General features: G+C 62.8%; 18 protein-coding genes and 4 pseudogenes. 2 read left to right on the top strand and 20 right to left on the bottom strand.

What is annotated here, in order from left to right:
• Window positions 1-915: 915 nt before the first annotated feature.
• The 11 genes and pseudogenes from NKJ57_RS27420 to NKJ57_RS27470 all read right to left on the bottom strand — a co-directional run.
• A complete protein-coding gene (locus NKJ57_RS27420) occupies window positions 916-1695 on the bottom strand; it encodes a response regulator transcription factor (RefSeq protein ID WP_352513760.1) in 780 nt (259 codons plus the stop codon).
• Between the two features lie 27 nt (window positions 1696-1722).
• On the bottom strand, window positions 1723-2202 hold the full coding sequence (locus NKJ57_RS27425) for a NifX-associated nitrogen fixation protein (RefSeq protein ID WP_023690550.1): 480 nt from the start codon (window positions 2200-2202) through the stop codon (window positions 1723-1725).
• 17 nt (window positions 2203-2219) lie between these two features.
• Window positions 2220-2717: a nitrogen fixation protein NifX gene (gene nifX / locus NKJ57_RS27430; RefSeq protein WP_352513761.1), complete on the bottom strand. Its 498-nt coding sequence runs from the start codon at window positions 2715-2717 to the stop codon at window positions 2220-2222.
• Window positions 2683-4065: a nitrogenase iron-molybdenum cofactor biosynthesis protein NifN gene (gene nifN / locus NKJ57_RS27435; RefSeq protein ID WP_352513762.1), complete on the bottom strand. Its 1383-nt coding sequence runs from the start codon at window positions 4063-4065 to the stop codon at window positions 2683-2685. The genes nifX and nifN overlap by 35 nt, the downstream gene beginning before the upstream one ends.
• 8 nt (window positions 4066-4073) lie before the next feature.
• The gene (gene nifE / locus NKJ57_RS27440) at window positions 4074-5564 is read right to left on the bottom strand and encodes a nitrogenase iron-molybdenum cofactor biosynthesis protein NifE (RefSeq protein WP_352513763.1); all 1491 of its coding nucleotides are present in this window, start codon (window positions 5562-5564) and stop codon (window positions 4074-4076) included.
• Between the two features lie 56 nt (window positions 5565-5620).
• Window positions 5621-7162, bottom strand: a complete 1542-nt coding sequence (nifK, locus tag NKJ57_RS27445) for a nitrogenase molybdenum-iron protein subunit beta (RefSeq protein ID WP_352513764.1) — start codon at window positions 7160-7162, stop codon at window positions 5621-5623.
• 125 nt (window positions 7163-7287) lie between these two features.
• Complete coding sequence (gene nifD / locus NKJ57_RS27450) at window positions 7288-8790, bottom strand: nitrogenase molybdenum-iron protein alpha chain (protein ID WP_352513765.1); 1503 nt, start codon at window positions 8788-8790, stop codon at window positions 7288-7290.
• A gap of 98 nt (window positions 8791-8888) precedes the next feature.
• Window positions 8889-9782 carry a nitrogenase iron protein gene (nifH, locus tag NKJ57_RS27455; RefSeq protein ID WP_023706403.1) on the bottom strand — a complete coding sequence of 298 codons (894 nt, stop codon included), beginning with the start codon at window positions 9780-9782 and terminating at the stop codon, window positions 8889-8891.
• Between the two features lie 474 nt (window positions 9783-10256).
• The gene (locus NKJ57_RS27460; RefSeq protein WP_352513766.1) at window positions 10257-11513 is read right to left on the bottom strand and encodes a type II toxin-antitoxin system HipA family toxin; all 1257 of its coding nucleotides are present in this window, start codon (window positions 11511-11513) and stop codon (window positions 10257-10259) included.
• A complete protein-coding gene (locus NKJ57_RS27465) occupies window positions 11488-11814 on the bottom strand; it encodes a helix-turn-helix domain-containing protein (protein WP_023690557.1) in 327 nt (108 codons plus the stop codon). Before NKJ57_RS27465 ends, NKJ57_RS27460 begins: the two co-directional genes overlap by 26 nt.
• Before the next feature lie 215 nt (window positions 11815-12029).
• Window positions 12030-12889, bottom strand: a pseudogene (locus NKJ57_RS27470) (IS3 family transposase); the annotation flags it as partial.
• Window positions 12890-13755: 866 nt separating this feature from the next.
• Between NKJ57_RS27470 and NKJ57_RS27475 the strand changes: the two are divergent.
• The gene (locus NKJ57_RS27475; protein WP_023727169.1) at window positions 13756-14466 is read left to right on the top strand and encodes a toll/interleukin-1 receptor domain-containing protein; all 711 of its coding nucleotides are present in this window, start codon (window positions 13756-13758) and stop codon (window positions 14464-14466) included.
• Window positions 14467-14994, top strand: a pseudogene (locus NKJ57_RS30965) (SOS response-associated peptidase family protein); the annotation flags it as partial.
• Between the two features lie 18 nt (window positions 14995-15012).
• On the opposite strand, the pseudogene NKJ57_RS27480 reads toward NKJ57_RS30965, so the two are convergent.
• From NKJ57_RS27480 to NKJ57_RS27520, 9 genes and pseudogenes are all read right to left on the bottom strand, one after another.
• Window positions 15013-15456, bottom strand: a pseudogene (locus NKJ57_RS27480) (transposase); the annotation flags it as partial.
• Window positions 15457-15934: 478 nt separating this feature from the next.
• Window positions 15935-17038, bottom strand: a complete 1104-nt coding sequence (fni, locus tag NKJ57_RS27485) for a type 2 isopentenyl-diphosphate Delta-isomerase (RefSeq protein ID WP_502902075.1) — start codon at window positions 17036-17038, stop codon at window positions 15935-15937.
• A 28-nt stretch (window positions 17039-17066) separates the two neighbouring features.
• Window positions 17067-17969, bottom strand: a complete 903-nt coding sequence (locus NKJ57_RS27490; RefSeq protein ID WP_352513578.1) for a terpene synthase family protein — start codon at window positions 17967-17969, stop codon at window positions 17067-17069.
• Window positions 17966-19516, bottom strand: a complete 1551-nt coding sequence (locus NKJ57_RS27495) for a prenyltransferase/squalene oxidase repeat-containing protein (protein WP_352513577.1) — start codon at window positions 19514-19516, stop codon at window positions 17966-17968. The genes NKJ57_RS27490 and NKJ57_RS27495 overlap by 4 nt, the downstream gene beginning before the upstream one ends.
• Before the next feature lie 146 nt (window positions 19517-19662).
• The gene (locus NKJ57_RS27500; RefSeq protein WP_352513581.1) at window positions 19663-20655 is read right to left on the bottom strand and encodes a polyprenyl synthetase family protein; all 993 of its coding nucleotides are present in this window, start codon (window positions 20653-20655) and stop codon (window positions 19663-19665) included.
• 130 nt (window positions 20656-20785) lie between these two features.
• Window positions 20786-22129 carry a cytochrome P450 gene (locus NKJ57_RS27505; RefSeq protein WP_352513576.1) on the bottom strand — a complete coding sequence of 448 codons (1344 nt, stop codon included), beginning with the start codon at window positions 22127-22129 and terminating at the stop codon, window positions 20786-20788.
• Window positions 22129-22971 carry an SDR family oxidoreductase gene (locus NKJ57_RS27510; protein ID WP_352513580.1) on the bottom strand — a complete coding sequence of 281 codons (843 nt, stop codon included), beginning with the start codon at window positions 22969-22971 and terminating at the stop codon, window positions 22129-22131. Before NKJ57_RS27510 ends, NKJ57_RS27505 begins: the two co-directional genes overlap by 1 nt.
• Before the next feature lie 168 nt (window positions 22972-23139).
• Window positions 23140-23283 (bottom strand): annotated as a pseudogene (locus NKJ57_RS27515) (ferredoxin); the annotation flags it as partial.
• Window positions 23267-24556 (bottom strand): cytochrome P450, encoded by a 1290-nt coding sequence (locus NKJ57_RS27520; protein ID WP_352513575.1) that lies wholly within the window; start codon window positions 24554-24556, stop codon window positions 23267-23269. The gene NKJ57_RS27520 and the pseudogene NKJ57_RS27515, both read right to left, overlap by 17 nt.
• Between the last annotated feature and the right edge of the window lie 50 nt (window positions 24557-24606).

Consider the following 24606-nt stretch of genomic DNA (forward strand, 5'->3'; position numbering starts at 1 on the left):
TCCCCTCATCAGCCTGCCAGCCGTGGCACGCTGATCATCCCGGCCCCTTGCCGGAGAGCGCGGCGACCAAGCCGTCAGCTACACCACTCCCTGGGACACGATCGCAGGTCAACCGACACTCGAGCACCGTGTCTAGTGAGATAGGCAGCGATATCGGCCCCGGCTCGGTCGTTTCCGGTGCAGGTCGCCTCCGGATCGACGAGTGCGACACGAACTTCCTCAGCACCGGCTAGCAGATCCAGCGCTTCCCGAACCGAACGGGACGCCTCGACTCGCGAATCCCAGCCGACCAGAACGCGCCGTAGAGACAGAGTCGCCTCAGCGCCCTCTGGCACGACAAGAACCGGCGTTCCGGTGTCGAACAGGCTGCCGTTGATAACAAGGGGATCGACGTTAATGTCGTTCAGAAGTGCGGGGCCGACGATTGTCAGGTCATTGCAGATCGCCCGCGCTCGCACCGCCTCACCGATGCTGGCCTGATCGCAGTTGACAACATCGACATCATAGCACCGCCACGTGGCTCTCAGCAGTTTGTGAATTTCGCTCGAAGTTGTTTCCAGACTGGCCGCGTCCTGTGAAAATCTCTCGATTTGCCTGTACCGTTTTTCCAGAGTGGCAATGGCGTGTGCGCGTTGTCTAGTAGGCCACTCGGGGATGCCATCGCCTAGCGGCCGAGACGACATAACGACCGGCCGAGGCGACATAATCAGGACGGACAAATGTGCCCGACGTCGGCGCACAAGCTTGCAGCTGTTCTGACGTCCCGACCGGAGTGGTCAGCTCCCGCTACACTGAGTAGGCTTTTGAAGGCCATCTGACTGCTCCCACTGAGTATGTCGCGCCCGTAGCGCGTTTCGAAGCCGCAAGACTTGCCTTCCTACGAAGATGGAGAGTGGCACACCATCCGTTCGCTATTCAGTCGTCCGGCTTCTCGAGCGAGTAGCCGGCAGACCTGACAGTACGAATGACGCTACCTGGCGAGGCCGCCTTCAGCGCCTTTCTGATCCGGCTGATATGTACGTCGACAGTGCGTTCACCGATATGGATATTGTCCGGCCAGGCCGCGTCGATCAGCTCGTCTCTGCTGAAGACTTTGCCGGGAGCCTCAAGAAATTGCCGCAGCAGGTTGAATTCGAGAGGTCCGAGATGGATGTCGTGGCCATTACCTCGAACCCGGTGAGCATCGAGCTTCATCTCAAGGCTGCCGCAACAGAGCCAGCTGCCGTTTTTTATCCCGTTTGAACCCGGCTGTGGCAGCGCCAGCTTCGTGCGTAGACAATCAAGCAGCTTGGCCGGCGCGAAGGGCCGCACAAAGCTCTCGTCAATACCTACCTTCAAGAGATCGAGGTGCTGGTTCTCGGCGCCGGGCGCGATCAACGCAATGACGGGCAGGCGGCCCGTCCGGGGATCCCCCTTGAGCTGGGCGCAGATTGTGGAGCCTGCCGCGCTTGCTGGCCCGCAGTCCAGGATTACCGCCTGGAGCTCCCGTTGATCGGCCAATGCAAGTGCTTCCTTCACGCCGCCTGCCGGCTCACTCGTGAAGCCGTCCACCCCCAAAATGTGGCTGAGGAACAGATACAACTCCGCATCTTGCGAACAGATCAGTACCACTGGCTTCATCAACGCTACCCCAAGGACCACATCGGCCTTGGCCGCCTCGATTGAGAGGGCTGGCCTGTCCTCAAGACCTGACATGATCCCCTCGGCGGAAAATCGGTTCCATCACGCCCGCGCCACCTCGGGATAAGCCTCAATGGCCGCGGTGGCATCGCCGGCCAGTTGGGTACCGGCCGCGGCAAGTTTCCAGAACGTCTCGAAGCCGAACCGATGGACGTCGCGCAGGGTCTTGGACAGAACGACCAGTCGCCCGGCCGTGAAGAGCACGCGCCCGAAGCCCTCGTGGCTTATCTCCATCATCGGCGATGCCATCAGGCCGGAGCGTTCCTCAATCGCAAGCCCGACGGCGGTGTAGAACTTATCGAGCCTCCACAGCACGTCCGGATCGGGATCGCCGATGATTGGAATTGCACGGCGCTGTTCCCTGGTGATGATGAAGTCGCCCAGCAGCTCGGCGTCCGATTTGCCTTCCCATGACCCGTGGGAATCATTGGCACGGATCAGCCGCACGAGGCATTTGACGAACGGGGTGGCAAGGGCCGCCTCGTCCTCGGTGGCGGCAGGGCTAACAGCGGCTTCAAACATTTCGCCTACTCCTCATTTCAGTCCTCGTCATCGAAGGACGGTTTCTGTTCGGCGACACCTGCCTGCGCCAGCACCTTGCGCAGCCAAGGGGGAGGACACGTCCTGAGCATCATCTGCGTGCGCAACAGCACCTCTTGGATGGTTTGGGGGTGCGGCACTTTGATCGGATGAATTTTTGCCGAAACAACCTTGGCTGCCGAAGGCCCCCCGATAGCCAGACAAAACAGGAGATGACAGCCCTTCAGCGCCTCCACCTTCGGGGTGATGCGGTCGTCGCCCTCAGTCCGATGCTTCCCGCTCTGGTCGGAAACGTCATCGAAGGCCACGGCTTCCACGAGATTCCACTCCTCGCGCATCACGTCGTAGACAGCAAAGCGCCTGGCCGAGCCGAAATGGGCGTTGAGGTTCTTCATGTCCTGCGTGGCGATCGCCACGCGCAATGCGCCGGCTTGGCGTTCCGGCTTCGGTGCGTGAACCTCGTCAGTGACGAGCGAGAGGCGACGAACGGAGCTCATCTGGCATTTCTCGCTTACGGAGGGGATCAAGCGCCTCAGGTGTGGGCGCGTGCCGGTTGGCTTCAAAAATGTTGGCAACCTCGATGATCAGGTCCCGGGTCCCCTGGTAGAGGATTGTGAGCTTGTGCTGGCTGCCGAGCCGGTCGAAGATCGGGAAGCCGACCCGCATGAGCGGAATGCCGAGGCGCTGCGCCGCCTGGCGGCCGTGGGAATGGGTGACGAAAAGATCAGCGCCGGCGCCAAGAGCTTCCAAATCGCCGAGATCGCCGATTTGAACCGACTGCGCCGGTACTTCCTCCAAAATTTTCGACATGTCGGTCGTGGTGACCGCCGCCGCGATTTCGGAGCCCATGCCGATGAAGAAGCTCGCGAGTTGGTAGAGTTGGTCTGGTTCAGCAGCGATCGCAATTTTCTTACCTCCAAAGTGGAAATGTCCGTCGAGCAAAGCGTCCTGCAACTGCGCCCGCCGACGGCGCACCCCAGCCGGCGCCGCCGCGCCCGAAACTGCAGACAACAGCGAGACGAACCGGTCGGCGTCCCTCAATCCGGTCAACGACCGGAACAGCACGTAAGAAACCCCGGTCAACCTCTGCAGCACCTCGGCCGGGCGGCGCATATGCTCACCGATGACAATGCATCGCTCGGCCGTGCCAAGCTCGCGAATATCCTCGACGCTGGTGCCGCCATAGGTAGTCGTGACCCAACGGTCGGGCACCGTACCGTCGAGCGAGCCGGAGACGTCCGGCAAAATCACCGGCTTCAGTCCAAAGCTCTCAACCATCTCACGCAAATGCTCGATGTCAGCCACGGTGAGGTTCCAGCCAGGCAGGATCACGATCTTCTTCGATTGCCGCGCCTGCTCGCCGGGCCGTGTAATCCCTTCGATCATCGCGGTGACAGCTTTGGCCCAGCCCTCTTCGACCGCACCATCGAAATCTGGTGTGTTGGCCAGCACCACCTCCGTACCCGCGAGTTCTTTGGTGCGCTTCAGCCTGATATTGGCGATATCTCCTGCGCAGTCTTCGCCCCGGGTTTCCACCAGCGCGGTCGTGCAAACCCCGATCAGCGTTGGCTTTGTGCGGGCCTTGAGGTTGAGGATCGCCTCTTCCAGATGGTCTGCCCCGCCGAGGATCGTTGCGACCTCGTCCATCGCGGTTGTCTGCAAGGGAATGGCTTCCTTGAAATGTCGCACGAAGAGCACGAGCGCGAAGCTGGTGCACCCCTGGCTGCCGTGGAACAACGGCATCGCGCCGTCGACGCCAAGAAAGGCCAAGGCGGCACCCAATGGCTGCGATGACTTCAGCGGATTGACCGCCGCCGCTTTGGTCTGGGGAAGGATGCGGCCCATTGGCTTCCTCAACACTCGCCGAAATCAGCGGCCGTCGTGCCGGAGAATTCCTGGACAGCATGCAAGGTCACGGTCTCGCTTTTCGTGCGCGGCCGTTCCTCACTCACCGCAGGCTGGCAATCCCATGGTGCCGGCTCCCGTACCTGCCCCCAGATCGGGTTGTGAATGGCGATGTCGATCTGGCGTACGAGTTCCACCATGCCGTCATAGCCGGCGTAAGGGTGTTGGCGCTCCTGGTTAATATCCAGCCAGGGTGTCTTGGCCTTCAGCGCGATGAACTGCGTGCGCCCGCCCGACAGCAGGATATCGGCCTTGCGTCCTGAGAGCATGGCGAAAAGCTCGCGCGGCGCCATCTGCTCGAATATGTGGTTGTCGTCCTTGAGGATCTGTTTGATGCGCTCCTTGTCTTCGACGGTCGACTTCTTGACAGAGGTGCCGACGATCTCGATCCCGATCTCCATCAGCGCATGGACGACCGACCAGGACTTCACGCCGCCGGTATTGAGCAGCACGCGCTTGCCTTCGAGCCTCAGCCGGTAGGCGGCTAGCTTCTTCCAAGCGATCGCCTCTTCCTCTGCAATCAATACCTCCGTGCGGCCGAGGATCTCCGGATCGGCACCCTTCTCCACGAGCAGCTGAGATATTTGTCGGAGCGCTTCAGAGGTGGCGCTGATGCCGTAGAAGGAGCCCTCGAAAAACGGGATGTCCCAGCGCTCGTCCATTTTGCGGGCGAGATTGATGAGCGCGGTCGAGCACACCACCATAGCCGCCCGGGCGCGGTGCGCGCAGGCAATGTCGACGTAACGGGAGTCACCCGGAATGCAGGCGCGCACCCGGATCCCGAGCCGATCCAGCAGCGGCTTCACCAGCCAGAATTCGCCCGAGAGGTTGAATTCGCCAAGAATGTTGATGTCGTAAGGGCCGGCATCGTCGGGCTCGAGCGTGCCGATGACATGCTCGAGCAACGCCTCGCCGGCAAGCTTGTTGCCGAGATTCTTGGAGCCGACGAAGCCCGGCGCATTGACCGGTACAACGGCCAAGCCGTACTTTTCCGCCGCGCGCTTGCAGACGGCCTCGATGTCGTCGCCGATCAGCGCCGTCACGCAGGTCGGATAAACGAAGATAGCCGGCGGCCCATACGCTTCCTTGATCTCGAGGATCGCTTTGAAAAGCTTCCGCTCGCCCTGCCCCATCACAACATCGAGTTCGGTGAGGTCGGTCGTGAAGCTTGTGCGCCACAGGGCTGGCCCGGACGAAGCCGCACCGCGGTTGTCCCAGGAATTGCCCTCGCAGGCGAGCGGCGCATGGATCAAATGCGCAACGTCGGTGATCGGCTGCAGCACGATCTTGGCGCCATCGAAGGCACAGCCGCCGGCCGCCGCCCCGGGGGTCAGTGGCTTCGAACAGCCCTCCTTGCGCGCCTTGGCGTCCTTGCCGCGGTTCTTTTCGCAGCCAGGCTCGTTGAAGACATCCTGGATTTTGGCTCTGAGCAAGGGCATTGCGTCGGTCTCCAAAGTCCCTCGGGAAGACGACCGGCCAAAGCCGACGGTCAAGCTTAGCGGGTGAGGTCATACGAATAGTCCGTCACGCCCGTCTCGCTTGTCTCGCGATCGAGCTTGTCGAAGATCTTGTCGAGGATCGTCGTCAGCACGCGCAACCCGCCTTGGTAGCCCATCAGCGCAAACCGATGGTGATGGTGGCGATCGAAGATCGGAAACGTCAGCCGGATCAGCGGCGTGCCGGTGTCGCGCTCCACATACTTGCCATAGGAGTTGCCGATCAGCAGGTCCACCGGCTCGGTGAAGAGCAGCGAGCGCATCGCCCAGAGGTCCTTGCCCGCCCAGACTTGAGCATCCTTGCCGAAGGGCGATGATGCAAGCAGTTCCTTCAACTCCGCTTCCCATGCCGAGGTGCCGTTGGTGGCAAGGCAATGGGTCGGCTCGCCGCCCGTCTCCATGATGAAGCGGGCCATGGCGTAGACAAAGTCCGGATCGCCGTAAATGGCGTATTTCTTACCGTGCAGCCAGGATTGGCTGTCCGCCATGGCGTCAACAAGTCGGCCGCGCTCCAGGCGGATTGCCTCCGGGATTTGCTTGCCGGAAATCGCGGAGACCTCCACGAGGAAGTCGTCGGTCGCCTTGACACCGAGCGGGTAATGGAACGAGGCCGTAGCCTGCCCCACCCCCTCGCAATACTCCAGTGTTTTTCGGGTGTTGTAATGCTGTAGCGAAAGTGTCGCCTCGGCGTTGAGTGCCTTCCTCACGTCTTCGATCTTCGTGCCGCCGTCATACATCCGGTATTCGCCGTCGGACGGCGTGTCGAACTGGTCAGAGGCGTCTTGGATGAAGGAATAAGAAACGCCCATCAGATCGAGCAGGCGCTTGAGTTCCCGGTTGTTGCCCACGCAAAAGCCGTCGAAACCCGGAATGATGTTGATGGTTCCCTCGGCTTCCGTTCGCTCCTCGCCTTTCCAGAAATGCTCCAAAATGCCCTTTACCCCAACGTCATAGCCATCGACATGGCTGCCGACAAAGGCCGGCGTGTGGGCAAAGGGCACGTCGAAGTCGCGCGGGACCGAGCCTTCGTCCTTGGCGTTCTCGATGAAGCTGTGCAGGTCGTCGCCAATGACCTCCGCCATACAAGTGGTCGAGACGGCGATCATCTTCGGGTCATAGAGTTGGTACGTGTTGGCCAGCCCGTCGACCATGTTCTTCAGGCCGCCGAACACTGCCGCGTCCTCGGTCATCGAAGAGGAAACCGCCGAAGCAGGCTCCTTGAAATGGCGCGACAGGTGCGAGCGGTAATAGGCCACGCAGCCCTGGCTGCCGTGGACGAAGGACATGGTTCGCTCGAAGCCTGCGGCCGCGAACACCGCGCCGAGCGGCTGGCAGGCCTTGGCGGGGTTCACGACAAGCGCTTCGCGAGCAAGGTTCTTTTCGCGGTATTCCCACGTCTTGGTGAATTCGCCTTGGTCGGTAACGATCTGGTCCGGGTGAGGACATTCGAAATTCAGCCTCTTCTCGGCGAGCATCTGCCTGTATTCCGGCTCGCGGAACAGGGGCGCGTGGTCGAGAACTTTTTCAGCCGACTGCGGCATGGGTGGTTACCTCTTTCCATCTGGCCCGCCATAGGGCGGCACAGGGACGTCGAAACGTTTCAGGTCTCCCGCGGACAAGCGGCCACAGGCGTTCACTGCCTCCCGGCTTCCGGGAGGCCAGGGTTTCATTCGGCTGCGATCGCCGCCGACGGCTCGGCTTTTTTCTTCCAGGGAGCGTCGTAGAGGTTCCAGACCGGGTTGTTGATGGCCAGGTCCATGTCTCGGGCGAAGATGGCGAAGCCGTCGTAGCCGTGATACGGGCCGGAATAATCCCAGGAATGCATTTGACGGAACGGTATGCCCATCTTCTGGACCGGGTACTTCTCTTTGATGCCGGAGCCAACGAGATCAGGACGGATCCCTTCGATGAACTTCTCCAGCTCGTAACCAGTCACGTCGTCATAGATCAGGGTGCCCTTCTTCACGTAGTGGCCGGTGCGCTGATAGTCGTCGTTATGGCCAAATTCGTAGCCAGTGCCGACGATCACCATGCCCAGGTCCTCATATGCCGTGACGACGTGACGGGGGCGCAGCCCGCCGACATAGAGCATCACCGTCCTGCCTTCGAGGCGCGGCCGGTACTTGGCGATTATGGCATCGACCAAGGGCCGGTATTTGGCGATGACCACCTCGGCCTTGGCCTCGATTTCCGGCCCAAAATGCTTGGCTATCTTGCGCAGAGAGGCTTCGGTCTGGGAGGGGCCGAAGAAATTGTACTCCATCCAGGCGATGCCATATTTTTCCTCCATGTGCCGGCAGATGTAGTTCATCGACCTGTAGCAATGGATGAGATTTAGCTTGGCCTTTGGCGCCCGCTCTATTTCGGCCAGCGTAGCGTCGCCCGACCAGTTGCCGACCACGCGCAGGCCCATCTCCTCAAGCAGGATGCGCGAAGCCCAAGCGTCGCCGCCGATATTGTAGTCGCCGACCACATTGACATCGTACGGGCCGGCCTCGAACTCCACTTCCTTCTTCTCGAACACCCAGTCTCGGATCGCGTCGTTGGCGATGTGGTGGCCGAGAGATTGCGAGACGCCGCGGAAGCCCTCGCAGCGCACCGGCACGATTGTCTTTTCGTGCTCCTTGGCCTTGTTGCGGGACACAGCTTCGGTGTCGTCGCCAATCAGGCCAATCGGGCATTCGGATTGCACAGTCATGCCCTTGTTCAGCGGAAACAGTTCCTCGATCTCGTCGATGATCCGTTCGAGCTTCTTGTCGCCGCCGAAAACAATGTCCTTCTCCTGGAAATCGGAGGTGAACTGCATGGTGACGAACGTGTCAATGCCGGTCGTGCCGATGTAGTAGTTGCGGCGCTGAGACCAGGAATATTGCCCGCAGCCTACCGGGCCGTGCGAGATATGGACCATATCCTTGACTGGACCCCACACCACGCCTTTCGAGCCGGCATAGGCGCAGCCGCGAATCGTCATCACGCCGGGGATGGACTTGATGTTCGATTTGACCTCGCATTCGGAAAGGACCTCGCTTTCCTCGCCAGCCTCGTCGCCGCTTTTTGCGACGCTGAGGTGCTTTTTGCGGCGCTTCGCCGACTTGTCAGGATATTGCGACAGCACTTCCTCGATTAGCCTCGCATGGAGGCCACCGTCATTCTCGTATTCCAGGCTCATGGGACCCCTTTCAAGGTTCAGGGTGACGCCTCACCGACGAGGCGCCGTTCTTTGAAAGACGCACCAGGTCAGGCGGCGCCTCATGTCGGCAGTGGTCGCTACTGTGCGGCCGCCTTAGCCGCTTCCTTGACCTGAAGCTCGGCAAGCATCTGCTCGTCCGTCTTCATGATGCCGAAGTCGAGCAGCATGTCCTCGAGCTCCTCCATGGTGATCGGTGTCGGGATGGTGCCCTGGCCCGAATTCCCATGGATCTTCTCGGCCAGCGCCCTGTATTCGCCGGCCTGCTTGGAGTCCGGCGCATACTGGATCACAGACATCTTCCTGAGCTCGGCGTGCTGGACGATGTTGTCGCGCGGCACGAAGTGGATAAGTTTGGAATTGAGCCTGGAAGCAAGCGCCTCGGCGAGGTCGAGTTCGCGGTCGGTTTGGCGCTCGTTGCAGATCAGGCCGCCGAGCCGCACGCCGCCCGAATGGGCGTATTTCAGGATACCCTTGGCGATGTTGTTGGCGGCATAGAGCGCCATCATCTCGCCGGACATGACGATATAGATTTCCTGGGCCTTGTTCTCGCGGATCGGCATCGCGAAACCGCCACACACCACATCCCCGAGCACGTCGTAGGAGACATAGTCGACGTCGTCGTAGGCGCCGTTCTCCTCGAGGAAGTTGATTGAGGTGATCACGCCGCGGCCGGCGCAGCCGACACCCGGCTCGGGCCCGCCCGACTCCACGCATTTGATGCCTTTGTACCCGACCTTGAGCACGTCCGCGAGTTCCAGGTCTTCCACCGAACCTTCCTCTGCCGCGAGGTGCAGCACCGTATCCTGCGCCTTCGCGTTCAGGATCAGGCGGGTGGAGTCGGCTTTGGGGTCGCAGCCGACGATGAGGATTCTCTGCCCGAGGTCGACAAGGGCGGCGAGCGTATTTTGGGAGGTGGTGGACTTGCCGATGCCGCCCTTGCCGTAAAAGGCGATCTGACGCAAACCTGACATGTAGCTTTCCTTCCTTCGTTCCATTCATCGCGGCTGCCGCGACATGAATGCCGGTCGGGCAGCTGTAGCCGCCTCGCACCTAAGGATCTCAAGACTCGTGCCAATTTGGCTGATCGAACCGAAGAATAATTTGATGGTTGCTTTTCAGGGGTTTAGCCTGAGGGCCAAAGAAAGGATCGTCGCAACAGACCGTGTAGCGGACCCGACAATGGCGACACAAAGCGTCGGATCGCGATCCTCAGTCACCGAATTCGTTTGAACCGCGTCGTTATGTTGAAGTGGACGAACAGCAGCTCGATCCTGTTGGGTGAATTGCGGGATGCTGTCTGTTCCGGCGAGCTGACGTGCTTGCTCACGCGTGTCATCGTGGACACTCCGCGGAATCTTGCGCCACGCTGGCATGCCTTCGATCCAGCCATCCATAGGGCCGCGGATCGAAAGTTCCGCTATATCAGCAACCCGAGGGGACTCGGCTCACTTATCGGCGCAGGAGTTCAGTATCGGCGTCATCGCCTTCACATGTTCGTCCATCCGCTCGAGCACTTTCGCTGCGACAACGTCGCGCTCAGGCAGATGCCACCAGTACTCGTTGACGAGTTTGACCGTCTCGACCACTGCCTTTAGGACTGCCGGCTCCGGAAGCCTTGCGCGGTTCGCAAATGCTTTCCATCGCGGTGCTGCTAGCGCCTTGAACGAGCGCTCTCCTCCAAGCGACAGCGCCATGGCGTCGGCGGGAATATATGGCACAGTGGACAGGACGTCGTAGATTGGTGCAAGCGCCGGCTTGTCGCCGTTTCCGGGATACATCAAAGACCAATTCTTCAGGTGCATGTCGCCATTGCCGGTGATGACGCTCAGTGCCAGGCGGCGGACGAAATCGAGAGCCGCCGTAGGCGAGACGGCCACGCCAAGAGCCAAGGCTATGTCGTGATAAGCGGCCCCCTCATATTTGCGCGAGGGGTAGACACCGAAGACCTGAGCGAAATCCTCGATGTGTATCCTCTCGCCACCGGCGCCGCGATCGAAGCGTTTGACGAGAAGGACCTTGCCCTCCGACAGCGTATTGAATTCTTCGGGAACGCCCTCAAAATCGGACTTCTCGACCAGTTCGCATTCAGGAACCTCCATGCCGATTGCTGCTGCCAGCGCCAGGTTGGCGAATTCGTTCTCGGAAACGCCCGGAAACGCCGTCGAAGGGAACTTGGCAATGTACCGGCCCTGCTCGTCGTCCATCGGCAAGGTAAGGCCGCCGCCTTTTCCAATGTTCTTCATGACCGACAGCTTCATCTGCACGCCGGCAAGCGAGAACCGTGCCTTGGGGTGATCCTTTGAGCCATCCTTCGAAACCGTTATCGCGCCGTCACTGGGCAACGCCCGTACGGCTCCCGGCAGATCGGCGCCCAGTGCCGCTAAAAGATCGAAATCATTGCCTGGCCGCACATTGCCTTCGTGATGCCTTTCCATCGCCTCCCGCAATTTCTCCTCCGGCAGGAGGTTCGCGAAGAAAGCGGGCAAGGCGCTTGCCAGAGGCTTTGGATCTTTCCGCAATCCTCCCGTCGCTGCCCGGAACGACAGGCTGAGAACCGGAAAGCCGCCCGTCGCGCGGTAGGCGTCATCGAAGTTGAACGCATTGAAATCGCCCGGCGTCCTGACGATTGTGCCGATCTTCACTGCATTCAAGAGCACGTCCAGTGACGGGATCGTCTTAGGTGCGCGAAAGACTGGAGCCATGATCGTCATCGTCAGGTTGAGAAACAAAGGCGGGTCGATCGTCATCATCATGCGGACGCAATAGAGCCTGGACAGCCGGCACCATGGCTTGCGGAACCAGCATCATTTCCAGACCGAGCGCGCGAGCGATATTCATGAGCGTCGTCGCACGCGCGGCTGCGGCTCCCTTTTCGATGTCGCGATATCGGGGACGGGATATACCCGCCAAATCGGCGACCTGCTCCTGCGTCATCGCAGCGGCCAACCTCGCCTGCCTGAAAAACCCACCGATTTCCCGTAGAATTTCCGATTGAGAGTCCATAACGCAACCTATACGATCTATTCCAATGCGCGACGGTACGCAAAGGTATCTCATCCAGCGAGTAGTTTCAATGCTTTGATGATCTGTTTACGTATCATATGTGAAGAAAATGGTATGGAAAGAGATCAATCTTCCTCTCTCTTTAGCGCCGCGCGGCAACGTCGTTCCTCCGAAAACTGAACCGCACCGGGTTTTCCGGAGGCCGTTTCGTTGAGTCACGCGGCCATGGCTGGGTCATACAGAATGGCGTAGTAGCGTTCCTCGGCTTCGGCCGGCGGAATGTTGCCGATGGCCTCCAGCAGCCGGCGATTGTTGAACCAATCGACCCAATCGAGCTACCGAACTCGACGGCTTCGAAGTTGCGCCATGGTCCGCGTCGATGGATCACCTCGGCCTTGTAAAGGCCGTTGATCGTTTCGGCGAGAGCATTGTCGGTCGCCGACGCTGCCTACCGAAGGCTCAACGCCGGCCTCCGCCAGGCGCTCGGTGTATCTGATAGAGTCGTATTGGGCGGCCTCTATCGCTGTGATGGATCAGCCTGCCCCCCTGCACGGGCCGCCGATCATGGAGAGCCTGTTCCAGAGCGTCCAGAACGAAGCTGGCATGCGCCGTCCGGTTAACCCGCCAGCCGACGATCCTTCGCGCATAGGTGTCCATGACAAAGGCGACATAGACGGAGCCCGTCCAGGTCGCGACGCAGGTCAAGTCGGAGACCCACAGCATGGTCGGCGCCGGGGCATGGAACTGGCGATCAACGTGATCGAGAGGGCAAGGTGCGGCCTTGTCGCTCACTGTGGTGCGGATCGGCTTGCCGCGGATGCCCTCAAGACCCATGGCCCTCATCAGTGGGGCAACCGTGCAGCGGGCGACGTCGAGCCCTCACGCTGTAACTCCCCCCAGACCTTGCTCCGTAGACGCGGAAGTTGGCCTCGAACACGCGTCGGACCTCATCCTTCAAGGCCAGGGCCTCATCCCGCTTCGCCCGAGCCGACAGCCGGGAAGGATCGATGCGCTTGGCGACATGGTCGTGGTAGCTCGACGGGGCGATCGGCAGCACCTTCCAGATCGGCTCGACCCGATGCGGTTGCCACGTCCGAAGGCACGCCGGCGAGCACGGTTCATACAGCTGCTGTGGCCACCGTCCACCGGCTTTTCTTCGTAATAGGCCTAGTGCATGCGTCGCTGCCAGACGGCCAACTGAAAGAACATTCAGCCAACGGCTATTTGACCTCGGCACCGATGCGCTCGACGGTGGTCCTATGAAAGAGACGGGCTGCTTCAGATGCCGCACAGCCTTCATTTAGCTGAGTCGAGTGATTTCGGAGCGCTGATTGGGTTTGTTTCGGACGGCGTCCACCCTTTCGCCCGCGTTCGCGGGCTGCCTGTAACCGGGGCACCGTGGGCATTTTTATAATAATACCCGCTAAGGTAATTCGAAGTTGTTTGGATTGACCGGTTAGCTCGGATCGGCCTGGAGCGTTCCCGGGTCGGTTAATCTCGTTCCAGAGATAGTCTTCCGTGAATGCGATATGAGCCAAGGAGCGGTGCGACCTGGGAGAGCAATTCGACGGAATATCGATGCCCTGGCCGCGGACATAACCGACAGGGGCTGAGATGACGGTAAGCGCGTAGGCTAGGCCCCGTGTCAGCATCACCAAAGCTGACAACCCTTGGACGGCTCGCAGCGTCGGGGACGACTATGGGGTGGCGACAAGGCGCAGCTTGAGGTGTCCAGACCGGCGCTTGAGAAGGCTCTAACTCAGGCTGGCTAGACCTCCGACCCGACAAGCTAACACAAAGACGCAACGCACCGTTCGAGTTTATTGCTGGCAACAAGCCGGCTCCCCAATTAGAGGATTTCCCGGCTTAATTTCCAGCGTCGACTTGACTGCAAAAGACTTTCGCTGGAAGTGTCGACCTAGATTCGGGGGGCTCCATAAAATGGCAAGCAAGGCAAAATCGCGGAAGCGCGTTGGAACTCTAGAAGACCGGTTTATGGACGCCGTTAGAGAATTGTCGGGGGGCGGAAAAGTGAGCGTTAAGAACGCAGCCCTTTTCAATAAACTGGGTTGGATAGAAGAACGTTACACGACAACTAAGGACCGCCTGAGGAAGAATGGACTGATAAGAGGAGGTCCCGGTGGGACTATGTCCCTCCCCCAAAATGCGGCTAGCCCCAGTCCCAAGCCTCTCAAGGCGTTTATCTCCTACTCGCATGCAGATGCGGCTATCAAGGTTGACCTTCTAAAGCACCTTACGCCGCTGAGCCGACTTGGTCTTGTCGAGGCTTGGCACGATGGCGAAATCGAGACTGGCGACAAATGGGCGGACGCCATCAAGGGCAATCTAGAGAGCGCCGACATTATCATCCTCCTGATAAGCGTTGACTTTATCAACTCGCGTTATTGCAACCAGATTGAGCTAACTCACGCGATGGAGAGAGAGGCCAACAACACGACGGTTGTTATTCCAGTGATCGCGAGAAATTGCCTGTGGCAGGAAGAGCTCTTCGGGTCTTTTCAGGCGACCCTCAAGGGTACATCGATCGCAAGTTTCAAGGATCGCGACGAAGCTCTGACTTTGGTCGCGGCAGATATCAAGGAAAAAGCCCTTTCCATGCTTGCCAAAAAGAACGGGGTTGCTCCTTCCTAGATGTGCAATCTGCACAACATCACCACGTCGCAAGAAGCCATACGCCAGTGCACCAGGGCTCTGCGCGACCATCTCAGGCAACCTGAACCGTCCATCGACATCTACCCCAACCAGCCCCCAACCAGCCCGGTCCGGTGGTCCGCAATGCGGCAGACGGGCAACGTGAAGTCGCCAACCTGCTTTGGGGAATGCCGACACCGCTCGAACGGGTCAAGGGCAAGGCCGACTACGGCACGACCAATATCCGCAACCCACAATACGGCCATTGGCAGCAGTATGTTGGGGTTGAGCATCGCTGTGTGGTGCCTGTGACGAGTTTCTCGGAGCCCAGCCCAACACCCGGTATAAGGACCCTGAGACAGGTATTCAGCGGATTGGTTCGCGCTCAATGAGGACCGGCCGCTTTTCTTCTTCGCTGGCCTCTGGACGCCATGGCATGGGGTGCGCAAGGTCAAGGACGGCGCCGGCGATTTCGAGCTTTACGGCTTCATGACGACCGCGCCCAACGCCCCGATCAAGCCGATCCATGCGCCTCTAGCCTGGCAAGGCAGCGAGGCTCTCGTCCAGCCGCTTGTTGATGGCCGAGATCGACGAGGCCGAGAAGGCATGGCCGCACAGTTCTTCCGTGATCGCCTTCACCTTGCGGGTCGACACGCCCTGGACATACATCTCCGCCAGTGTCGCCACCAAGGCCCGCTCGGAACGCTGGTAGCGCTCGAACAGCTCGGTGGAGAAGCGCCCGGCCCGGTCCTGCGGAACCCGCAGCTCGAGCTTGCCGACCCGCGTCACAAGGGTACGGCCGTAATAGCCCGAGCGATAGCCAAGCCGTTCGGGCGTGCGCTCGCTCTTCGAGGCACCCAGCGCCTCGTCCATCTCGGCCTCAAGCACCTCCTGCATCACCGCACGGAGCACTTCGTGCAATCCATCCGGGTTCGAAAGCAAAATGTCTTTGACGGCAGCGCTGGCGGTCTTAACTTCAGTCTTGGTCATGGTGGCGTTCCTTCGCGGGAATCAGGTGACGTGAACAATCACCAGCCTGCCATGACCGCCCCCTCTCAGCGAATTTGCAGAACTCTCAGCACACTACCGGGGCAATGTGGATCGGTGCCTAATTTGCATAACACCAAGCAAACACAAGGGATTGAGGCTGACTTACCTTCTCCGTTGCTTGCAGGAATACTCCTTCATTGCAATGGATTTGCACCATCTGCTCCTGCCGGTCTCCCGCCGCACCTGGTGTTCCGGCCCTTTCAGGGGCTCGGCTCGATCGGCGTGACCACCCTGATCAAGCATCGACATAGCCGTCGAATACCGCTTTACTCTCGGCTGTCCGTTCGGGGCATGGCGGGGTGCCTCCCCGATCACGAAGCAGCACCCGAACAACCCCGTGACCAGCGCGTCCCCGCTTCCGAGACTTTCTCACTCAGTAAGGCTATGCGCCCGCCGCCACCTGCGGGCTACGCCGGCATCAACCGGCGGGCAGATGGGCCGAGGGCAATAAGCGGGCCTGGCGCAACGCCGCCAGATCAGCCGAGCCGGTGCAGAAGCAGGCGACGGCCAACTGGCGGATGACGATCTCGAAATGCGCGACAACGGCCTCGGTGGATACCGTAGCCGCGCGCAGCACGCCGGCTGCCTGCCCGGCGATGTCCGCGCCGAGGCGGATAGCCTTGGCCACGTCGACGCCGTCGCTGACCCCGCCCGACGCGATCAGCTTCACCGCTGGCAGCGCCCGACGTACCGCCTGCACGCTGGCCGGGGTCGGGATCCCCCAATCGGCGAACGCCATCGCAACTGTACGGTCGGCGGCATCGGGGGTCCGCTCGCCCTCCACTGCGGCCCAACTGGTGCCGCCGGCGCCGGCGACATCGATCACCGCCACGCCCGCCTGAACGAGCGCACAAGCCACCGAGGCAGAGAGGCCCGACCCCACTTCCTTGGCCACGATCGGCACGCCGACGCTACGTGCGGCGCGAGCGATCTGGGCCAGGACGCCGCGCCAGTCGCGGTCGCCCTCCGGCTGTACCGCTTCCTGCAGCGGATTGAGATGGACAATGAGTCCATCGGCCTCTAGTGCATCCACCGCCCGGCGCGCGAGGTCCAGGCCGTCGGCCTCGCGCAGTTGCGCGGCGCCGATATTGGCCAGCAAGGGAACGTCCGGGGCCAGGCGGCGCAGCGCGCGCGTCAGCCCCTGGGAGTTGCGGGATTGCAGGCTCACGCGCTGCGAACCGACGCACATGGCGATCCCCAAGGCTTGCGCTGCCTCGCTCAGATGGCGGTTAATGGCCTCGGCGCGTGGCATGCCGCCGGTCATGGAGCTGATCAGCAGAGGCGCGCGCATGGTCTTGCCCAGCAGCGAGGCGCTGAGGTCGATCTGCGTCAGGTCCAACTCGGGCAATGCGCAGTGTTCGAAACGAATGTACGCCCAGCCAGCGGCCTTGGCCCGTGCCGTTGGCCGATCCAGCACTATGTCCAGATGGTCGTCCTTGCGCCGGCTCAACTTGGTGTCGCTGATGCTCGCTCCATCCGCGTCATCGGGCGACGGCGTTGAGTCGGATCGGACCGACGGCAGCGCGCGCACGCCGCCGTTTTCCGCGCGTTCAGGCCGGCGCACGCTGGCGTCCGCCCGCAGCGTCGCTGCGGTACCGGCTGTTTGAGGTCTGGTAGTACTGCGCGCGGATGGCCGCCATGGCTTCGATCAACGGTCCCCACGGCGGGGGAAAGCGTTCTTGCGCCATCACCCGGTGCAGCATGCGTGTGTGGCCGGCCAGCTCGTCGGTGAGGAACTCCACGACAGGCATGGCCGGATAGCGCTGCAGCAGCAGTATCGCCGCGTTGTCTCCCTCGCCGGCCGACCTATCCTTTTCGCGTCCATGCAGATCGTTCTGCAAGCGCCCTATCGCGGAGATGAGCCGCAGGACCTGGCGAAACGCCGGATGCGCGCGCAAGGTCGCCATGTCCAGCCCCCACAGCAACGACAGGCAACAGAACACGTTCGTGTAGGCGATCGAATCCACGCCGTTCTGCAAGTACTCGGCGTAGGACCAGCGCTCTGCCCCTACCGCCTGCGCGTGTCCGGCGCGCAGCGCCGCGCAGTAGCACCGGGTATCCTCGAGAAGCTGGGCATAGTCGCGACGATCGTAGGCGAGCGCGGCGAGCGAAGCGCGCAGCACAGCACAGCCCTCGAATCCTGGTAGCGCGCACGCCAGGCCCTGCCCCAGCGCCTGCTCCACCGCGGCGAGCTGCTCCGGCGCGATCAGGTCAAGGTCGTTGCAATCGTCCAGCCAGAACAGCAGCGCCAGTTCGCGATAGAACGCCACGATCAGCGTTTCGTCCAGCGGATCGCGGCCGGTGCGGGCGCTGGTGTCGCGCAGGCTCGGCTGGATGCGCTGCAGGATGTACTGGCCGCCCCGGACTGCTTCCACGGCATGCTCGTCGGCGAACCCGGTCAGGGAACGCCCCCACTCTAGCACATGCTGCAGCGCGCGATCGGCCGGGATCATGGCCCCCCTCCTGCTCCCTCGGCCGAGACGCGCCGCCCCCAACGAAGCGCCAGCCACAACCCGGCTAGTTCGGCCACGCGCACCACCCGGGTGGGGCAATACAGTTCCTTTCCGATCCACAGCGGCGTCTGGGGTAATGCATGGGCTGCGTGGCGGGCGAGCATCCACTTCAGCGCGCGCGCCACCGCCTGCGCGATGCGCCGTCGCCCTGCCGGCTGTTCGGTCCCGTCTATCACGTGCAACGCGAACAGCGCATAGGCGGTTTCCTCGAATGTGGACGCGCGACCGGCGCCCCAGCCGCCGTCGTCGCGCTGCGTCTGCAGCAGCGCTGCCAGCGCGCGCTCGTCGCGCCACTGCGGCTTGCCTTGCGCCAGCGCAGCGACCGCATGCGCGGTGGGATACAGCCAGGAAACGTGCCATTTTTCGTTGTCCCATATACCGTGCGGGTTGCGATTGGCCTCGACGTAGGCGCTGGTGCCGGCGGCGGGTTTTCCCAACATTCGCAACGCATGCAGGGCATGGATGTTGGTCGACACCGAGGCATTGCGCTCGCCGGGGAAGGTGACGAAGAGCTCGCCGGTTTCGAACTGGCGCAACGCGTCGGCCGCCGGGTCGCGGCCTGCAAGGCGAAGGACGCACAACGCAACGGCGGTGTCGTCCGCATCGGCCGCGAAGTGCAAGGCAGGGCCTAGACCGCGCACGCCGAGGCGGGCGTCGAGCTGCGCGATGATCACTTGCACCGCCTCGGCGAGCGCGGGATGCGCGAACAGACCGCCCAGATGCAGGGTGTACAGCGACCAGCATGGCTCGAACACATTGATTGGCCAGACGTTGGGAACGACACCTTCGATGCCGGTGCGCGTCGCCCGCGATGCCGCCAGCAGATACCCGCCCGTGCGCCCGACGTGCGGCGTTCTTCTCTGTGTCACGGCGTGCGCACGCCAGGCGGCGGTGGCCGCCGGACTGATGCCGATGCTGCCGTCGTCGTCCGGGCATGCGGTGGCCGGCGACGTCCCCCAGGCTTCCCAGGAGTGCAGCAACGGATGGCCGCTCGGCAACGTCGCCACAGCCCCCAGCTTGACCAGGCGTGCTTGCCGCAACGGCAACAGCGCCGGGTGGCGCGAAAACGACAAGCCGCCCAGCAAGGATGCGGCCTCGTCGCACAACTGCGGCAGGATCAGCTCCGCGCCGATGGGCGCGTCCTCCGGCACCGCATGCGCGTAGGGATCGGGCTGGCGCTCGATGAACCGGGTTGCAGCCTGGACTGCGTCGGCAGCCCTGGGAAGAGCATCGGCACGCTGCAATGCCAGCAACGCCGCCCACGTTGGCGCATGGCGAAACAGCGGGAAGTCCGCACTTCCCCATCCGCCATCGGCCTGTTGCTGCGCGATGAGCCACGCGTATGCGTCGTGCCGACCGGTGACGTTGCCGTCGAACTGCAGAGCTCGCGCCGTGTCGTATACGGACGGACCGACGCTGCCGCCGTCGCTCATCTCGCTCAGCAGGTGGCGCAATTCGGAAAGGATCTGTTCGGACAGCGCGTTCACGCGGGATGTTCCTTCTGCAGAGGGCTAATGAGAACAGAAACGGGCAGACGCCGCGCACGTCGCCGCCGACACGGACACAGTGCGGCATGCAGCGCCCGTCGGCGGATCGCAGCAGCACAGCGACGAGTCCTTACGGATATGCGCGCTCATGCGTATGGCGCGGACAGATAGACGTTGGCCCGCTGCAGCATCTGCGCCAACCCTTCCGCACGCGGCCCCAGAGGGGCGATGGCCTCCCCGGCGTCGTGCAACAAATACAGGGCGAACTGGCGCGCTGCCTGCAGCCCCATGATCGACGCGCAGGTCGGCTTCTGCGCGGCCGCGTCCTTGCCGGGGGTCTTGCCAAGAGTCGCGGTATTCGCCGTCGCGTCGAGAATGTCGTCGGCCACCTGCAACGCCAGGCCAAAACAGGCGGTGTAGCGATCGAGCGCACAGTACAGCGCAGCGTGCGCGGCATCCTCCGTGATGGAGTATAGCGCGCCCATGCGAACCGACGCGCGCACTAGCGCTCCGGTTTTCATCCGGTGCATCGCCAGGATCCTGTCCAGCCCAGCGTGCTTTCCGACCAGCGACAGATCCATGGCCTGCCCGCCTGCGGCACCCTCGGCGGACACCGCCTGAGCCAGTTCGCGCACGAGCGCAATACGATTGTCGCCCGGCGCATCCAGGCTCGCCAGCGTCAGGAAGGCGTGGGCCTGCAGCGCATCGCCGACCAGGATCGCAGTGGCTTCGCCGAACTTTACGTGCACGGTCGGAAGGCCGCGGCGAAGCACGTCGTCGTCCATCGCGGGCAGGTCGTCGTGGACCAGGGTACAGGCGTGCATCATCTCGATGGCGGCACCGACGTCGTCGAGCATGTGCGCCGGCGTGCCCGCCAGTGCGCCGGCAGCCAGACAGAGCAAGGCTCTGGTGCGCTTCCCGCCATGCAAGGTGGCGTAGCGCATGGCTGCCATCAGCTCTGTCTTACCGTCGTCTTCGGCGCAGAGCAGACGCGCCAGCGCCTGTTCGACCCGCTTTGCGCCGTCCTGCATCCAGATCTCCGGGAGCAGCCCGCCAGATGCGCCGCGCGCCTGCGCGCCCAACCCGCCGAATGCGGAAACGCCAGTTCGGTCGTCGTGTATTGTGGAACCGGTTTGCATGTTGTTCATGTCCTTGTAGCTGAGACGGCCACGGCGAGCGCAAGTCGTCACACGAGTGCGTGCGCTGAGTGCAGCAATGCCGCGCCCCGCCGGCGCCGCTGCCTTGCCAGACGGGGCATGCGATGCCAGCTCATGAGAAGCCTATGCGGATTGCCATGGACGGATGTGCGGTCGGGTAATAGCGCCGGCCTTTTTCGACGTCGCTCAGCAACTGCGGCCGCACCCCGGCCTTGTGCATGGTCAGCGCCAAGGCGATGCAGAACTGCACCATTTCCAGCCATACCAGGTGGTAGCCGATGCAGACGTGTGGGCCGGTACCGAACTGCAGCATGTCCACGGGCCGGATCGGCTCCGTGCGTAGCAGCCACCGCGCCATGCGGAACTGATCAGGCGCCTCGTGCAGCAGCGCCGAGGTCGAGAAATGCAGCAGCGGGATGCACAGATGGGTGCCCGCGGGAATGCGCCGTTGGCCGAGTTGCAATTCCTGCAGCGCGCGACGCGGCAGGAGCGTGGTCGCCGGATGCAGGCGCAGTGTCTCGCGGAACAGCGCCTCGGCGACCGGACACTGCGCCAGGTCCGCGTGCCGGGTCGGCACCGCGCCCACGCGTTGCGCCTCCTCAACCAGGGCGTCCCACAGCACAGGCTGCCGCGCCAGCTCGATTACAATCCAGGCCATTGTCGAGGCAGTGGTGTCGTGACCGGCAAGCAGCAGCAAGCGAATATTCGCGACCAGGACGTCATCGGAGAGCGGACCGTCGCTGCGGTCGAAGGCGCTCACCATGTCTTTGATCAACCCGGTGCGCGCGGCATGCGCGCGCGCGTCGCGGACGAACCGGCGCAACTGCACGTCGATCCAGTCGCGGGCGGCGCGGCCGCGCCGCAAAGGCAGTCCGGGCAGGTCGACCGGTGGCGCGACGATCAACTGCAGCAATTGCCGGTACTTGCGATGCCATCCCGGCAGGTCCTGCGCGGGGATTCCCATGAGGCTGAAGATGAGCTTCAGCATCAGGTCGCCGGTTTCGCGCAGGATGGGTACCTGGCCGCGGGCGCGCCACGCCAGCACCCGCGCCTGGATGACGGGCGCGAACAGGTCGCCGATCCCGGCCTGGGTCAGCCCCTTGGGCAAGAAGGCTGCCTTGATGGCATCGCGCGCCTGCCGGTGCGCGCCGCCGTCCAGGGCAACCAGCGTTCCGCCAAGCAATTCGGGCGCGATCTCTTCGATCAGCGCCGAGGACACGTCCTTGTGCTTGAGCAGTGCGAATGCATCCGGATCCAGGCAGGTCATCAGATGCCCGGCGGGGCCGAAATCCAGCCAGAAGTGGCTGCCCAGCGTCCGTTCTGCGCGCTGCAGCAGGCGCGGCAGGTCGCAGACAATGGCGGGAAGATGCCCGACTAGGGGGAAAGCGCCGGGCATGACCGGGATGTCGCATCGCAGCCGGTGCCGACGGTTGAGTGGGTTGAGCAGTATGTCCATCAGCAGCGCGCCGCCGTCGCCGATTCGGTGTCGCGGGCAGGGCGCGCGGCGCAGCTGTTGCCACCGTCGGCGTATGTCGGCACATGCGCCAGCATGCCGCCATCGATGCACACGACCTGGCCGGTGATGAACGCAGCATCGTCGGAGAGCAGGAACGCCACGAGCGCGGCCACGTCCTCGGGGCGGCCGACGCGCTGCAGGAGCTGGTGCCGGCGCAGATGGCGTTGCATGCACTCGTCCAGCTTGGCGAGGAGACGCTCGGTCATGATAAGACCCGGCGCAACCGCGTTGCAGCGGATCTGCGCATGACCGTACTGGGTGGCGAGCGAAGCCGAGAGCATGTTCATCGCCGCCTTCGACGCGGCGTAGGACGTCTGCGCCGTGTCACCGCTTAGGCCCTGGCACGACGACATGTTGACGATCGCGCCACCGCCGCGGGCGATCATCCGTGGGATAGCCTGCCGGCAGCAGAGCAGCGTGCCGCGCAGATTGGTCGCCATGGTCTGGTCCCAGACTGCCAGGTCCAGGTCGAGGATCGCGCGGTCGCGCGGGGTCAGATGCATGGCGCTCGCATTGTTCACCAGCAGGTCGACCCCCCCGAAGTGCCGCTCCGCCGTCTCGAACAGCGCTGCCACCGCCTGCTCATCGGCGATATCCATGGCTATGGGCAGCGCGTGGCCTGCTTCGGCCGCGATCTGCGCGGTGCAGGCGATGGCCGCCGAGCCATCAATGTCGGCCACCACCACTCTGCCGCCCCCGCGCGCGATGGCGAGAGCGCATGCCTTGCCCATGCCGGCGCCGGCGCCGGTCACCACGGCCACCTTGCCTTTAAACCTTGCCATCGTGTCTCCTGAATTGCATTGGTCTTTCGCAGCATGCCGCTCGGCCTGCGCCGGAGAAGGCGCAGGGTCGGCACTGGCGCTCTCGTCATGGCCGGCGTCGCTTTCGATCACCCGAATGGCGGCGACCGGGCACTGGTTGGCCACAAGCCGCACGGCGGCGTGCAGCGCCGGCGGGACCGTCGCCACGCACACTTCGGCCACGCCGTCCGGTTCGCGCTGGCGAAAGGTGCCCGGCAGCGTCAGCACGCACTGCCCGGTAGTTCCGCACAGATCCTGATCGACCACGACGCGCATCTCATCCCTCCTGCCCATGCAGCCGCACCGGCAGCGCGCGGAACGTCCTAAGGAACGCGGAGGGCTCCCGGGTCGGCTGCTCGGCCAATGCCAGCGTGGGGAAGCGCGCCTGGATCCGCGGCAGGCTTTCGGCCAACTGCACCCGGGCCAGTTGCGCACCAAGGCAGAAGTGGATGCCGTGGCCGAAGGTCAGCATGATCTTCCCGTCGATCGACATGCCAGGACTGGTGCCGCAGAACCGCACGGGATCGAAGCGATCGGGATCGGCGAAGGCGTCCGGGTCGCGATTGCCGGCCGCGATCAGCACGCGCACGTCCGCGTTCTTCGGGATCACCACGCCGCCCATTTCGATGTCGCGCTGGGCGATACGCGGAATGGAGCTGAACATGGCGGGCGCGTCGTAGCGTAGGGCTTCTTCGACGAATGCCTTCACCCCCACGGCATCTCCCTTCAGCCAGTGCCGCTGTTCGGGATACGCCAGCATCGCCAGGACAGCATGGCCGATGGCCGCAGCAGTGGTGGCGAAGCCGCCCAGCAGCATGCCCCAGAGCATGCTGATCAATTCCGCATCCGACAGCGTCTCGGCATCGTCGTCGTGTGCGCCGACCAGCATTGACACGATGTCGTGGCGGGAATCGGTGCGCTTGCGCTGTATGAGGTCGCCGAAGTAGGCCTGCACCCTGGCGCTGGCCTCGTCCCCCGCGGCGAGCTGCGGATCGCTGGCGTGCGGGCTCAGGCCTTCCAGAATGGCGCTGATGCCGGTGACGAGCGCGAGAATGTCGTCCGGGGGCATGCCGAACAGTTCTCCGAAAACCAGCATGGGCAAGGCCAGCGCGAATTCCTGATGCAGGTCCACTGCCTCCCCGCGCTCCAGTGCGGGCGCCATGCCGTCCAGGCGCGCTGCGACAATGCGAGCGATGGTCGGCCTCAGCTTGTCGATCTGGCCGATGGTGAAATCGCGCGAGATCAGCCGGCGCAGACGCGTATGCGTTGGAGGTTCCTTCATCGCCAAAGTGGACGCCAGCAGACTTAGCGACAGGCTGGTCGCCGCACGCGGGAAATAGCGCGCCAGTTCGCCTGGTGCCGGCCCCCGAAAAGCATCGCCCGTGGCCTTGAGCGCCCAGTAGATGTCGGCGTGGCGGCTCAACAGAAAGAGGCCCGACGCCGCGCGATGTACCGGATCGTGCTCGCGCAACCACCGCATGAATGGGTACGGGTCCTGAATGCACGCTGGCGACGCCAGTTCGGCGAAGGCGTCCCGGCATGCTGCCGTGGTTTCTTGCACGTCCATCTTGGTCACCTGTTGGTTGGCTGATCTGATCGGCGCGCGGCAGTCGCGCG

This window comes from Mesorhizobium sp. M0077 (genome assembly GCF_040322955.1).
Classification (GTDB): domain Bacteria; phylum Pseudomonadota; class Alphaproteobacteria; order Rhizobiales; family Rhizobiaceae; genus Mesorhizobium.